The organism is Thermanaeromonas sp. C210 (assembly GCF_013167955.1).
Classification (GTDB): domain Bacteria; phylum Bacillota; class DSM-521; order Neomoorellales; family Neomoorellaceae; genus UBA12545.
Window position 1 is genome coordinate 168234 of the sequence record NZ_BLWF01000003.1, and the last position, 13670, is coordinate 181903.

The 13670-nt window shown below is 60.0% G+C and carries 14 protein-coding genes; 13 read left to right on the forward strand and 1 reads right to left on the reverse strand.

Translation table 11 applies throughout. The annotated features are described in order from the left end of the window. Window positions 1-347: 347 nt before the first annotated feature. From accB to TAMC210_RS08305, 7 genes are all read left to right on the forward strand, one after another. Window positions 348-2189, forward strand: coding sequence for an acetyl-CoA carboxylase biotin carboxyl carrier protein (gene accB / locus TAMC210_RS08275; RefSeq protein WP_173298344.1), 1842 nt, complete (start codon window positions 348-350; stop codon window positions 2187-2189). Window positions 2190-2195: 6 nt separating this feature from the next. Next, window positions 2196-3542, forward strand: a complete 1347-nt coding sequence (accC, locus tag TAMC210_RS08280) for an acetyl-CoA carboxylase biotin carboxylase subunit (protein WP_173298345.1) — start codon at window positions 2196-2198, stop codon at window positions 3540-3542. A 232-nt stretch (window positions 3543-3774) separates the two neighbouring features. Continuing rightward, window positions 3775-4182, forward strand: a complete 408-nt coding sequence (locus tag TAMC210_RS08285; protein ID WP_173298346.1) for an Asp23/Gls24 family envelope stress response protein — start codon at window positions 3775-3777, stop codon at window positions 4180-4182. A 15-nt stretch (window positions 4183-4197) separates the two neighbouring features. Then, complete coding sequence (gene amaP / locus TAMC210_RS08290; RefSeq protein WP_173298347.1) at window positions 4198-4740, forward strand: alkaline shock response membrane anchor protein AmaP; 543 nt, start codon at window positions 4198-4200, stop codon at window positions 4738-4740. Window positions 4741-4755: 15 nt separating this feature from the next. Next, window positions 4756-4977 carry a DUF2273 domain-containing protein gene (locus TAMC210_RS08295; RefSeq protein WP_173298348.1) on the forward strand — a complete coding sequence of 74 codons (222 nt, stop codon included), beginning with the start codon at window positions 4756-4758 and terminating at the stop codon, window positions 4975-4977. Between the two features lie 18 nt (window positions 4978-4995). After that, complete coding sequence (gene nusB / locus TAMC210_RS08300) at window positions 4996-5433, forward strand: transcription antitermination factor NusB (protein ID WP_173298349.1); 438 nt, start codon at window positions 4996-4998, stop codon at window positions 5431-5433. Between the two features lie 5 nt (window positions 5434-5438). Further along, window positions 5439-6392 carry an O-sialoglycoprotein endopeptidase gene (locus TAMC210_RS08305; protein WP_173298350.1) on the forward strand — a complete coding sequence of 318 codons (954 nt, stop codon included), beginning with the start codon at window positions 5439-5441 and terminating at the stop codon, window positions 6390-6392. Here the strand turns inward: TAMC210_RS08305 and TAMC210_RS08310 are convergent. Then, on the reverse strand, window positions 6375-7568 hold the full coding sequence (locus TAMC210_RS08310) for an MFS transporter (protein WP_173298351.1): 1194 nt from the start codon (window positions 7566-7568) through the stop codon (window positions 6375-6377). The two genes, TAMC210_RS08305 and TAMC210_RS08310, sit on opposite strands and share 18 nt — an antisense overlap. A gap of 159 nt (window positions 7569-7727) precedes the next feature. Here TAMC210_RS08310 and TAMC210_RS08315 point away from each other — a divergent pair, with 159 nt between their 5' ends. The 6 genes from TAMC210_RS08315 to TAMC210_RS08340 are packed head-to-tail and all read left to right on the forward strand — an operon-like array spanning window position 7728 to window position 13151. Next, window positions 7728-8570 (forward strand): sulfide/dihydroorotate dehydrogenase-like FAD/NAD-binding protein, encoded by an 843-nt coding sequence (locus tag TAMC210_RS08315; protein WP_173298352.1) that lies wholly within the window; start codon window positions 7728-7730, stop codon window positions 8568-8570. Then, window positions 8561-9970 carry an NADPH-dependent glutamate synthase gene (gene gltA / locus TAMC210_RS08320; protein WP_173298353.1) on the forward strand — a complete coding sequence of 470 codons (1410 nt, stop codon included), beginning with the start codon at window positions 8561-8563 and terminating at the stop codon, window positions 9968-9970. The genes TAMC210_RS08315 and gltA overlap by 10 nt, the downstream gene beginning before the upstream one ends. Continuing rightward, a complete protein-coding gene (gene folD, locus TAMC210_RS08325; RefSeq protein WP_173298354.1) occupies window positions 9963-10805 on the forward strand; it encodes a bifunctional methylenetetrahydrofolate dehydrogenase/methenyltetrahydrofolate cyclohydrolase FolD in 843 nt (280 codons plus the stop codon). Before gltA ends, folD begins: the two co-directional genes overlap by 8 nt. Continuing rightward, window positions 10802-12040: an exodeoxyribonuclease VII large subunit gene (gene xseA / locus TAMC210_RS08330; protein WP_254388596.1), complete on the forward strand. Its 1239-nt coding sequence runs from the start codon at window positions 10802-10804 to the stop codon at window positions 12038-12040. Before folD ends, xseA begins: the two co-directional genes overlap by 4 nt. After that, the gene (gene xseB / locus TAMC210_RS08335) at window positions 12019-12267 is read left to right on the forward strand and encodes an exodeoxyribonuclease VII small subunit (protein ID WP_173298355.1); all 249 of its coding nucleotides are present in this window, start codon (window positions 12019-12021) and stop codon (window positions 12265-12267) included. Before xseA ends, xseB begins: the two co-directional genes overlap by 22 nt. Next, window positions 12264-13151 carry a polyprenyl synthetase family protein gene (locus tag TAMC210_RS08340; RefSeq protein WP_173298356.1) on the forward strand — a complete coding sequence of 296 codons (888 nt, stop codon included), beginning with the start codon at window positions 12264-12266 and terminating at the stop codon, window positions 13149-13151. The genes xseB and TAMC210_RS08340 overlap by 4 nt, the downstream gene beginning before the upstream one ends. Window positions 13152-13670: the final 519 nt, after the last annotated feature.

Below are 13670 nucleotides of genomic sequence, written 5' to 3' on the forward strand. Positions count from 1 at the left end.
CAGAAGGCTTTCTGCGAAACCGTGAGAAACGTAAACCTTTGACGAGCGGCCATGACCGGGAGGACCCCCGGACGGCTCCAGTTCCGTTAAAGGAGCGACCGCAAAAGAGCCCCCGCCTTTCGGGGGCTCTTTTGCGGTGGGTAAGGGGAGGGACGAAGGGAAGGGTGAAGGGGAAATTCCCTTTGGATGCCCGCTAGGTCTAGGGGCCAAATATAATGTATACATATACAGCATATCTTGCTTGGGGAAAGGGCGTTTCTATATAATAAGGCATAGTGTACACGCCGATCGGCGGGCCTTGGGGCGGGGGTTTAAGAAAGACTTTAAAAAAGGAGGGGGTAACCGGGTTGGCCGGAGTAAGGATTACCGATACTACCCTTCGCGACGGGCACCAGAGCTTATGGGCTACGCGCATGTCCCTCCAGGATATGTTGCCCATCCTGGAAAAGCTGGATAGCGTAGGCTACCACTCCCTGGAGGTGTGGGGCGGCGCCACCTTCGATGTATGCCTGCGTTATTTAGATGAAGATCCATGGGAGCGCCTGCGTACTATAAAAAGATACGTCAAGCGTACCCCCCTTCAGATGCTCCTCCGCGGTCAATCGCTAGTAGGCTACCAGCATTACCCGGATGATGTAGTGGCCGCCTTTATCGGTAGGTCGGTGGCCAATGGCATAGATATCATCCGCATTTTCGACGCCCTGAACGACCTGCGCAACATGGAAGTACCTATTCGGGTGGCCAAAAAGGAAGGTGCCCACGTCCAGGGTACTGTAGTGTATACCATTAGCCCCGTTCATACCACGGAACACTACTTGCAGGTGGCCCGGGAGCTGGAGGGCATGGGGGTAGACTCCATATGCATAAAGGATATGGCGGGGCTGCTTACGCCCTTTGCGGCCTATGAGTTGGTAAAGTTATTCAAGGAAAATCTGAAGGTACCCGTACAGCTCCACAGCCACTATATAGGGGGTTTGGCCCTGGGTGCCTATTTGGAGGCCGCGCGGGCCGGGGTGGATGTGGTGGATACGGCCTCGGTGCCCCTGGCCTTCGGCGCCTCACAGCCGCCGGTGGAGACCATCGTGCGGGCCCTGGCGGGAACGCCCTATGACACCGGACTCGACCTCCACCTGCTTTTTGAGATAGCCAAGTACTTTGATGACCTTCGCCGGGAGCTGGGCTACGAGCGAGGAGTAACCCGCATAACCGATATGTGGGTGTTTCAACACCAGGTACCTGGCGGCATGATATCCAACCTGGTGAACCAGCTTAAAGAACAGAAGGCCGCCCACCGGATTAACGAGGTACTGGAGGAGATACCCCGGGTCCGGGCCGAACTGGGATATCCTCCTCTGGTCACCCCCACCAGCCAGATAGTGGGCATCCAGGCCGTTCTTAACGTACTCCTGGGCGAGAGGTATAAAGTGGTACCTGAAGAGGTTAAGAATTATGTAAGGGGTCTCTATGGCCGCCCGCCCGCGCCCATCAGCGAGGAAATAAAGCGCCGGGTCATCGGCGATGAGGAGCCGGTAGAGGGCCGGCCGGCCGATTACCTGGAACCGCGCATGGAAGAGGCGCGGCGGGAAATCGGGGATCTGGCCGAGAGTGAAGAAGATGTAGTTTCATATGCCCTGTTTCCCCAGGTGGCCCGCAAGTTCCTGGAGAACAGGAGGGCAGGGAAGCTTAACCCCGGACGGCGTCCTGTACTACAGCAAGGGGTTAAGGTTAACAAGGAGGTGAAGGCCGGCATGGACTTAAAGGAGATTACCCAGCTCATCAAGGCCCTGGAGGAAACCGGCGTAACCGAGCTCAACCTGGAAAGCGAAGGAGTTAAGGTCAGCATAAAGAGGGGGATGGTGGGCTGTCAGCCGGTAGCGGAGGCTGTCTCCTCCCCGGCGCAGGAGCCTGCTGCCGCACCGCCGAAAGAAGATAAAGGGGCGGCGGTTGACGTCATCGAGGTGCGGGCGCCCATGGTTGGCACCTTTTACCGGGCACCGGCCCCGGATGCACCGCCCTTTGTGGAAATAGGGACCCGAGTAAAGCCGGGGCAGACTCTATGCATCATCGAGGCCATGAAGCTGATGAATGAAATTACGGCGGATGCGCCGGGCCGGGTTATAGAAATCCTGGTGGAAAACGGGCAGCCGGTGGAATACGGGCAAATACTTTTCCGGCTAGCAAAGGAGTAGTGGGCGGTGTTTAAGAAGGTTTTGATTGCCAACCGGGGGGAAATCGCCGTCCGGATCATCCGCGCCTGCCGGGAGCTGGAAATAGAAACGGTCGCCGTCTTTTCTGAAGCCGATAGAGATGCCCTGCACGTTAAGCTGGCCGATGAGGCCGTTTGCATCGGGCCCGCGCCGGCGGGCCGGAGCTACCTCAATATCCCCAACATCATTGCCGCCGCCCAGGTGACAGGGGCGGATGCCGTCCACCCCGGTTACGGTTTCCTGGCGGAGAACGCCTACTTTGCCGAGATGTGCGCGACTTCGGGTTTAACCTTTATAGGCCCGTCGCCCCGGGCTATCCAGCTTATGGGTGACAAGGCCAAAGCCAGGAGCACCATGCTCGCGGCCGGAGTGCCCGTAGTGCCGGGGTCCGAAGGGGTGGTAGGGAATGTGGAGGAAGCCCTGGCTATAGCCCGGGAGATCGGTTATCCCGTTCTGGTGAAGGCGGCTGCAGGAGGCGGCGGTCGGGGCATGCGGGTGGCCCAGAACCCGGCAGAGCTCCGCCAGGCCGTCCAGATGGCCCGCCAGGAAGCGGAGGCCGCCTTCGGCAATGCCCAGATTTACCTGGAAAAGTATATCGAAGAACCTCGGCACGTAGAGTTTCAGATTCTGGGCGACACCCACGGGAATATTATCCACCTGGGGGAAAGGGATTGCTCCCTGCAACGCCGGCACCAGAAGGTCCTGGAGGAAGCGCCCTCGACGGCCCTCACCGCCGAGTTGCGCCGGACAATGGGGGAAGTAGCCGTCAGGGCCGCGGCTGCTGTAGAATACTTTAGTGCCGGTACGGTGGAATTCCTCCTGGACAAATACGGCAACTACTATTTCATCGAAATGAATACCCGCATTCAGGTGGAACACCCCGTTACGGAGGAGGTTACGGGAATAGACCTGGTCAAGGAACAGATCCTCATTGCTGCAGGGGAAAAACTGTCATACCGGCAGGAGGATGTTCAAATACAGGGCCACGCCCTGGAGTGCCGTATTAATGCCGAGGACCCGGCCCGCAATTTCCGGCCAACCCCTGGCCGCGTCCAGCAGTTTCACCCGCCGGGAGGCTTCGGGGTAAGGGTGGACACCGCCCTGTACCCCGGCTACGAGATACCGCCCTATTATGATTCCCTCATAGCCAAGGTAATTGCCTGGGCACCCAGCCGGGATGAAGCCATTGCGAGGATGCGCGGCGCTCTGCAGGAGATGGTCGTCGAAGGGGTTACCACTACCATTCCCTTCCACCTGAGAATTATGGATAACGCTTTCTTCCGGCGCGGGGAAGTTTATACCAACTTCATTCAGCGCCGTCTTGTCGGGGGTTAAATAAGGAACCGGTAGGCTGGCGGCTGGCCCGGGGAGGGTGAAAGGCTTAAGGAGCCGGGAACCGCGCTGGAGTCCTAAACTGGCCCCTTATGGGTGTGCAAGGGTCATGAAGGGAGGAACGGCTGCGCCCCAGGCTAAGGGGGCGGGGCAAGGCGGGGTCGAAAATCGTTGTGGAGGCCAGGTCCCTCTGGTATAATATAGAAAACAGCCAAAGGCGAGGTGTAGTGTAATTATGGAAGGAAAGGCCCTCACAGCTCCCGAGGTAGCGACGGAACTGGGTTCCATCAGGATTGCCGATGAAGTGGTGGCCATCATCGCCGGGCTGGCGGCGACCGAGGTAGAGGGCGTAGCCGGCATGAGCGGCGGTATAGCCGGCGGAATCGCCGAAATGCTGGGCCGTAAGAACCTCTCCAAGGGCGTCAAGGTAGAAGTAGGAGAAAAGGAAGCGGCGGTAGATATTTTCGTAATCGTAGAGTACGGGGTGCGCATCCCGGAGGTCGCGGTGGAAATCCAGGACAAGGTTAAGCGGGCCATCGAAAGCATGACGGGGTTAAAGGTAGTAGAAGTAAACGTGCACGTCCAGGGAGTCGCCTTCCAGCAGGAGAAAGCGGCGGAAGAAGAGCCGGCCCGGGTGCGCTAAGGAGGCTTGGGGCTGGTGCCGTTGCACGAACGGGCGCTTCTCGCCCTTTACTCCCTGATAACCGCTGCACTTACCCTCATCCTCTTGGGCATAACTGCGGGTTGGAGGGCGCCCCTTTATTGGTATGAATTCAGTCTTACTAACCTCGAGTACCGCGTGGCCGGCGGGTTTGCCGCGGCGGTCATGCTGGGACTTTCATTACGCTTTTTGGTGGTCAGCCTGCAGAGGAAGGCTCCGAGAGTAGAACAGGCTCTGATTTGCCGGGGTGAGGCCGGGGATGTAACCATTTCCCTGGCTGCCCTGGAAAATTTAGTAGTACGCGCGGCACGTCAGGTAAAGGGTATCCGGGAAGTAAAGCCGCGCCTTAAAATTTTACCGGAAGGTGTTATGGTGACGCTGGAAGTGCAGGTCCTCCCTGACCAGAACCTGCCCGGCATGGCCCAGAACCTCCAGGAAAGGGTGCGGAACTATGTAACCGAGGTAACCGGCCTGGAAAGCCCGGAAGTCCGCGTCCTGATTAACGGAGTCTGGCAGGAGCCCATTAGACGGGTGGAGTAGCGGGGTGGAGCCGGAGTGGATAGGGAGTGGTTGCTTGAAATGTACCGCCAACACCGCGGCAAGGTATGGGGCGTAGGGCTGGGCCTGCTCTTCGGGCTGGGTGTGGCGCTAATGGGCTTAGCCAGGACCGTCTTCATCGCTTTATGCATAGCCCTCGGTTATTCTATCGGCCGCCGGATCGATAAAGGCGAAGATCCGGCCGAGTGGTGGGAGCGCTTCTTTGGCAGGCGCGGCTAGGTGGGGAGGAGGCCCCGAGTGAGCAGGAGAAAGGCGAGGACGGCGGCTTTACAGGCGCTGTTTGCCCTTGATGTAGGCCGTATTCCGGAGGAAGTGGCCCTGAGCCACGTGGTGGAAGAGAATGAATTGCCGCCTTCGGATGCAGCCTTCACCCGGGCCCTGGTTTCCGGAGTGCTGCAGAACCGGCAACGGCTGGACGAACTCCTGGCGAAATACGCCATTGGGTGGGAAGTCGAGCGCATGCCTGCAGTGGACCGGAATATTCTTCGCCTAGGGCTGTATGAGCTTCTTTACTTGCGCGAGGAGATCCCGGCTTCCGTGTCCATTAACGAGGCCATCGAGCTGGCCAAAGCCTTCAGCGATGAAGAGGCAGGCCCCTTTATTAACGGGGTGCTGGACAGCATCCGCAGGGATCTGGACGCCGGGAAGGCAGAGGACAAGGCCACTGGGGGATAGCTTTGATGGTCGTATTGGGGATAGACACGAGCTGCTATACCACTTCTGTGGCTCTGGTGGATGAAAAGAAACAAGTGCTCTTCGAACACCGCCAGCTGTTGCGGGTCCCCGAAGGGGAAGGCGGACTGCAACAGTCCATGGCGGTGTTTCAGCATATAAATAACCTGCCGGCCATCATAGAAGGGGCCCTTAAGGCTGTACCGCCCGGCCGCATCAGAGGAGTGGCGGCCGCCGTTAAACCGCGACCGGTGACCGGGTCCTACATGCCGGTGTTCGTAGTCGCTTCCGGCCACGGCCGGGTGCTGGCCGCGTCCCTGGGAGTGCCCTTCTGGCCGACCACCCACCAGGAAGGGCATCTGAAGGCGGGCCTCTGGTCTGCGGGTTGGCAGCCCCAGGGGGCCTTCATTGCCGTCCACCTGTCCGGCGGCACCTCAGAAGTATTAGTGGTGACCCCTCGAACGGGTTCCTTTACCATTGAGAGGGTGGGGGGTACCACCGACCTGCATGCCGGTCAGCTGGTGGACCGGGTAGGCTTGAAGTTGGGTTTGCCCTTCCCGGCCGGCCCACATCTGGAACGCCTGGCCCGGATGGTGGGGCCTGATGATGAGCCTGTCAACCTGCCTTCGGCGGTAAGGGGGTATGATTTCAGCTTTTCCGGTCCTGCTTCCCATGCGGAACGCCTCATCCGGCATGGAGCGCCTCCGGCGGCCGTGGCCCGGGCGGTGGAAAGGTGCATTGCCAATACCCTCGAGAAGGTGCTGCGGCCCCTGGTAGAAGAAACCAGCTACCGGGATATTCTAATTGTCGGCGGCGTGGCGGCCAACAAGTTTTTGCGGGAGCGCCTGCGCCGCCGCCTGGAACACAGGGCCGTGGGGGCCGTCCTGCACTTTGCCGCCGCCGAATACAGCGCGGATAATGCCGTGGGAGTGGCCCTTTTAGGTCTAGAGGGCTTGGCTTAATCTCCTTTCCCGGGCATCGTCCGGCAGGAACAGGGTGAGGGCGAAGCCCAGGGCGGGTATCAACGCCATAGAGGCAAGGGCAGCAGGGACTCCCAGAGCGTCCGCTACGGCCCCTATGATGACCAGGCCTATGCCGCCGGTTCCGATGGCGAAGCCCATTATTAAGCCCGAAGCCATGCCGACGTGGCCCGGCATGAGGTTTTGGGCCAGGACGATGGTGGGAGCAAAGGTAGAGACCAGAGTGAAACCTCCCAGAGCTAGGAGGACGAACAGCCACGGGCCTCCGGTATGGGGGAAGAGAAGAACAATGGGTACCATGAGGGCCAGGGAAACGAGAATCATATTTTTGCACCCCCATCGGTCGGCGATCCTGCCGCCCACCAGGGTGCCGAGGGCGCCTGCCAGGAGGAACACGGTTAAGAGCATGCTAGAGTAGGAGGGGTCACCCTGCAGGTAATTTATATAATAAAAGGGAATGTAGTTGGTCAGGCCGGCTTGCAGCCAGGAACGTATAACTACTATCACCAGTAATAAGAGCAGGGCCTTAAAGTTGGAATCCTTTGCTTCGGAGGGCTCTCCGGATAACGCCGCTTCCTCCTCTCCGGAGTAAGGGCCGGCTACGGCCCGGCCCAAGGAGGGGAGCTGGCTCCACAGCAGCAGGGAAAGGAGGCCCGCGGGTATCACCAGCAAGGGAGAGGCCTTGAGCCCTCCGTGGGCCAGAAGCCAGGCGGCCACCACCGGTCCCAGGGCGAACCCCAGGTTTCCACCCACTGAAAAAACGGCCATGGAGGTGGCCCGGTGCTGGTCGCTCAAATAGTGGGCTGTTTTGGAGGCCTCCGGGTGATAGGCAGCCACCCCCAGGCCGCTCAGAAATACGGAGGCAACCAGGGCCACATAATTAGGAGCCCACCCGGCCAGGGCCATTCCCAGGGCGGCTACCAGGCACCCGGCGGGGATGAGCCAGCGGCTGGCCCTCCGGTCGGACCAGAACCCGAAAAGGGGCTGGATGACCGACGAGCTGATAAAGGACATTAGGGAAACCAGTCCGGCTGCCGTAAAGGACAGGCCCAGGACCTCTTTGTAGATAGGGAGGAAAATGGGCAATAAACCTTGGTTGACATCGGTCATCAGATGGCCTAGGCTAAGGAGATAGAGGAATCTCTTATTTTTTTTCATGGAGCCGACCTCCAATCTTCACCTATGATAGATCTTATCTCTAGGCAGGTCAAGGGAACTGGGGGGAAGCCCGCAGCAGGAATATGGCGTTTTAAGCAGAATTATAAAAAAGTGAGCCAGAAAAAGTCTTACTTAATTGTGGGAGGGAAGGGAGAAGACATGTACCCTATAGTTAAGAAAAGGATACTGGCTCCGGGCATTAAGCTGTTAGAGGTCAAGGCTCCGGACGTGGCGCGCAAGGCTCAGGCAGGCCAGTTCATTATCTTACGCATTGATGAGCCGGGCGAGCGCATTCCCTTGACCATTGCCGATTTCAATCGAGACGAAGGCACCGTTACCACCATCTTCCAGGAAGTGGGCTACACGACCCAGCAGCTGGGCCGGCTGGAGGAAGGGGATACCCTCCTCGACTTTGTGGGTCCCCTGGGACGTCCCACGGAGATCGAGAATTACGGGCGAGTAGTATGCGTAGGAGGCGGGGTGGGCGTAGCGCCCATCTATCCCATAGCCCGGGCCCTTAAGGAGGCGGGCAACGAGGTCATCTCCATAATAGGCGCCCGTTCCCGAGAACTCTTGATTCTAGAGCAAGAAATGAGAAGTGTATCGGATGAACTCCTGGTATCCACGGACGACGGTTCCTACGGCCACAAGGGTTTTGTGACCGACCTTCTGGTCAAGGTCCTCCAGGAGAAGAAGGTGGACCGGGTTTGGGGGATCGGACCGGTGGTTATGATGAAGGCCGTCTCGGAGGCGACGCGGCCCTTTAAGGTGCCTACTATTGTAAGCATGAATCCCATTATGGTGGACGGTACCGGCATGTGCGGCGCCTGCCGGGTGAGCGTTGGCGGAGAAACCAAGTTCGGCTGTGTAGACGGGCCCGAGTTTGACGGGCACCAGGTGGATTGGGACCTGGCCCTGCGGCGGCTCCGCATGTACAGGGATGAGGAAGCCAGGGCCCTAGCCTTTCACCAGGAGAAAAGGGGTGGTTGTCAATGCCGGTAAGCACCCACAAGACTCCCATGCCTTCCCAGCCCCCCGGGGAACGCATCCGCAATTTTGCGGAAGTTGCTTTGGGCTACACGAAGGAAATGGCTATACAGGAAGCAGAACGGTGTCTACAATGTAAGAAAGCTCCCTGCCGCCAGGGATGCCCGGTAGAAATCGATATTCCCGCCTTTATCGGCCGCATCAAGGAGGGAGATTTTGCCGGGGCCATTGAGAAGATCAAAGAAAAGAACAACCTCCCGGCCATTTGCGGCCGCGTGTGTCCCCAGGAAAACCAGTGCGAGAAGTACTGCACCCTGGCCAAAAAGGGCGATCCGGTTGGTATCGGCCGGCTGGAACGCTTTGTGGCGGATTACCAGCTCAGCCAGGGCGAGCTAGCACCGCCGGCTCCCGCGGCTCCCACCGGCTTTAAGGTAGCAATCATCGGTTCGGGGCCGGCCGGGCTGACGGCGGCCGCCGATCTGGCCAGGATGGGCCATCAGGTTACGGTTTTTGAGGCCCTCCACGTACCGGGCGGAGTGCTCATGTACGGTATTCCGGAGTTCCGCCTGCCTAAAAGGATTGTCCAAAGGGAGATCGACTATATCCGGCGCCTGGGGGTAGACATCAGGACTAATGCAGTAGTGGGCAAGATGGTGACTGTGGATGAACTGCTGGAGAACGGGTATGATGCCGTCTTCATCGGAACCGGCGCCGGATTGCCCCACTTCATGGGGATCCCGGGCGAGAATTTCCTGGGGGTATATTCGGCCAACGAGTTTCTCACCCGGACCAACCTGATGAAGGCCTACCTCTTCCCGGAACACTTGACTCCCATTAAAGTGGGCCGTAGGGTGGCGGTCATCGGCGCAGGCAACGTGGCCATGGACGCGGCGCGCACGGCCCTGCGCCTGGGAGCCGAAAAATCCATGATAGTTTACCGCCGTTCGGCCGAGGAAATGCCCGCCAGGAAGGAAGAAGTGGAGCATGCGAAGGAAGAAGGGGTGGAGTTCCACCTATTAACGAGCCCGGTGGAGATTCACGGCGACGATGCAGGCTGGGTTACGGGCATGACCTGCATCCGCTACGAGCTGGGAGAGCCCGATGCCAGCGGACGGAGGCGCCCGGTGGCCATCCCCGGATCCGAATACCATATGGAAGTGGACACCGTGGTGATAGCCATCGGACAGGGCCCCAATCCCCTCGTTTTACAGACGACGCCCGGTCTGGAACTCACCAAGAAAGGGACCATTGCGGCGGACGAAGAGACAGGTGCCACCTCCCGGGAGGGCGTTTTTGCGGGTGGCGATATTGTGACCGGAGCGGCAACGGTTATCCTGGCCATGGGGGCCGGCAAGAAGGCGGCCCGGGCTATTGATGCTTATCTGCGACAAAAGGGGGAGAAAAGGAATGGCTAATATCATCGACGGCAAAAAAATAGCCGCGGAGGTGCGGGAAGAGGTTAAACGTGAGGTGGCCGAGCTAAAGGCCAGGGGAGTCACTCCCGGGCTGGCCGTGATTCTGGTGGGCGACGACCCGGCCTCCCAGGTATACGTGCGCAACAAGCACCGGGCATGCGAAGAAGTGGGGATTTATTCGGAGGTTCATCGGCTGGCGGCCGAGACCAGCCAGGACGCGCTCCTCAAGCTCATAGCCCAGCTGAACAACAATCCGAAGATCCACGGTATTCTGGTTCAGTTGCCCTTGCCGGACCACATAGACGAGAAAAAGGTCATCGACGCCATTGCCCTCAACAAAGACGTGGACGGCTTTAGCCCGGCCAATGTGGGCAATCTGGTCATCGGCGATGAGTGCTTTTACCCGTGTACTCCCCATGGCTGCATGGTTCTCCTGGATAAAATCGGAGTGGATCCCCGCGGTAAGAAGGCGGTGGTGGTGGGCCGCAGCAACATTGTAGGCAAACCCATGGCCATGATGCTTCTGGCCCGTCACGCCACGGTCACCGTCTGCCACTCCCGCACCAGGGATCTGGCTGCGGAGTGCCGGCAGGCCGACATACTGGTGGCCGCCGTGGGCAAGCCCGAGCTCATAACGGGCGACATGATTAAGGAGGGCGCCGTGGTTATCGACGTGGGCATTAACCGCATGCCGGATGGAAAACTGGTGGGCGACGTGCACTTTGAGAGCGCCAGTCAGAAAGCCTCCTGGATTACCCCCGTTCCCGGGGGTGTAGGCCCCATGACCATTGCCATGCTCCTCAAGAATACGGTGGAGGCCGCCAGGCGGGCGTGATAGTACGGCAGCGCGTCTTAAGCGTCAGCGAGCTTACCTCCCATATAAAGGGCCTCCTGGACGGTGACGGCTCCCTGGCCAACGTGTGGGTCAAGGGCGAGATCTCGAACTTGAAGTGGCACTCATCCGGCCATCTCTACTTCAGCCTCAAGGACAGGGCGGCGACCCTCCGGTGCGTCATGTTCCAGAGCCGTTGCCGTGCTTTGAGGTTCAGGCCGGAAAACGGTGGCCAGGCCGTGGCGCGGGGCTATGTGTCCGTTTACGAGCGCGACGGCCTGTACCAGCTCTACGTCCAGGACCTCTTCCCGGCAGGGATAGGAGTCCTGGAGATGGCCCTCCAGGAGCTGAAGAAACGCCTGGAAAGGGAGGGGCTCTTTGACGAAAGGCGCAAGCGCCCCCTTCCCCGGCTTCCCCGCCGGGTAGGGGTGGTAACCTCCCTAAACGGTGCGGCCTGGCGGGATATCGTAACAGTAATCCGGCGCCGTTATCCCGGGATGGGCATCGTCCTGGCCCCGGCCTCGGTACAGGGTGAAACGGCGGCGGCGGAAATTGTGGCCGCCCTGGAAAAGTTAAATCGCTGGGGACAGGTGGATGTTATTATAGTCGGGCGGGGAGGCGGTTCGGCGGAAGACCTGTCGGCCTTTAACACCGAGGCCGTGGCCCGGGCCATTTACGCCTCCCGCATCCCGGTTATTGCCGCCGTCGGACACGAAACAGATTATACCATCGCGGACCTGGTGGCGGACCGGAGAGCTCCGACCCCTTCGGCTGCCGCCGAAATGGCCGTGCCGGTGCGGACGGAGCTGGAACGGGAAATCCTGAACCTCTACGGCCGCCTCCGGCGGAGCATGTTCCAGCGGGTGGGCTACCTAAAAGAAAAGGTAGAGCACCTGGCCAGAAGCCGCGGCCTGGCCCGGCCGCAGCATGAAATTTACTGGCGCCAGCAGTATGTGGACGGCCTGGAGCAACGCCTTGTACAAGCATGGCAGGGCAACTGGCAGGAAAAGGTGCGGCACATGGAACTGCTGATAACGCGCCTGGAAGCGGCCAGCCCCTTAACCGTCCTGGCAAGGGGCTACGCCGTGTGCCGGCGCGCTTCCGGCGGGACGGTAATACGCTCCGGCCGGGAAGTGCAGGCCGGGGAGAAGGTGGAGGTAATCCTGCACAGGGGCGCCCTGCAGTGTGTAGTAGAAGAAGTGGAGGGGGAATTGAGTTGGCAGAAGAAGGCAAACTGACCTTCGAAGAGGCTCTGGCCCGCCTGGAAGCTGTGGTCCAGTCCCTGGAAGGTGGGGACTTAAAACTGGAACAGGCGCTAGAGTACTACCAGGAAGGTATCCGGTTGGTGCGCTTTTGCCGCCAGGAGCTCAATCGCTTTGAAAACAAGCTCCAGGTACTGGTGGCCGAAGAGGATGGTGAGCTCGAGGCCCGGGAGCTGGAGCTGCCGGGAGCGGCGGAAAGATGAACCTGGAAGCGTATTTATCCCAGCGCCGACGGCTTATCGAGGAAGCCCTTAAGGCCAATTTGCCCGGCCCCCAATCTTATCCCCCTCTGATTCACCAGGCCATGCACTATAGCCTGCTGGCGGGAGGGAAGAGGCTGCGGCCCATTCTTGTGCTGGCGGCTGGAGAGGCGGTGGGCTATCCCGCCGAGGGACTGCTGCCGGCGGCCTGCGCAGTGGAATTCCTCCATACCTATTCCCTCATCCACGACGATCTGCCCTCCATGGATAACGATGACTACCGGCGCGGGCGGTTGACCTGCCATAAAGTATACGGGGAAGCCATAGCCATTCTGGCCGGAGACGCCCTTTTGACGGAAGCCTTTGGGCTGCTGGCCAGGCAGGTGGAAGCCGGCAGCACCCCGGAAGCGACGGTGGCGGCCGTTAAGGAGTTAGCCCTCGCGGCGGGTAGCCGGGGCCTGGTGGGCGGCCAGGTGGTAGACTTGCTGGCCGAGGAGGAGGAGCCCGATCCCCGGCTGGTGGATTACATCCACCGCCACAAGACCGGCAGCCTCATCCGGGCCTGCCTCCGGCTGGGGGGCATCCTGGGCGGGGCCACTGACGAACAATTGGAAAAGCTGACCAGATACGGCGAAGACGTAGGACTGGCCTTTCAAATCGTGGACGATCTCCTGGACATCCTGGGGGACACGGCGCAAACGGGGAAGCCCGTTGGCAGTGACTTAAAAAAGAAAAAGGTTACGTACCCGGCCTGTTTCGGTCTGGAAGAGTCCCGGCGTCGGGCGTGGGAACTGGCCGAACGGGCGAGGAGGACGGCCGAAGAACTCGGGGAGAGGGCGTGGCCCCTGGCCGCCTTGGCGCACTATGTGGTGGATCGCCAGAGCTAGCCAGGCGGCGCGAGGGGACGCTTGGGTCAAGTACATGGTGTGAGCGGGGGTTCCCATGCGGGAACCCCCCGACTCGGCCCTAGGGGTGGATTGCCCCGCGCTTTCGCGCCTTGCTGCGGGCGGTGATTATGGCGTATAATGTACATTGGACCCTGCGAGGGGGAACGGAGCGGGTCCCCCGGGCAAGGCGATCTATAGGGTCGGTGGGTGGCGCAGTATCCTAGTCAGTGCCGCCGTTCCTGAAGACGGGCCTAAAAATCCGTCAAGGGCACACCGATGAAGTTCCTGGTGCTGGCTGCCGACGCCCAGTCGGGGGTTGGTGCTGGGAGTTAAGGAAGGAGGGCGATCTACAATGGCATGTAGGCGTGGACCCTCCTTTCGCGGAGACCCAAGTGCGTGGGAAAGTCCCGGCGGGGACGAGTACTATGGCTTGGGGTAGAAACCTGCAGTCGGTACAGAAGGGTGCTGGCTGCAGCGTAGCCTGCCTTGAGCGGTTGTGGTGGAAACCGGCCCGGTAAA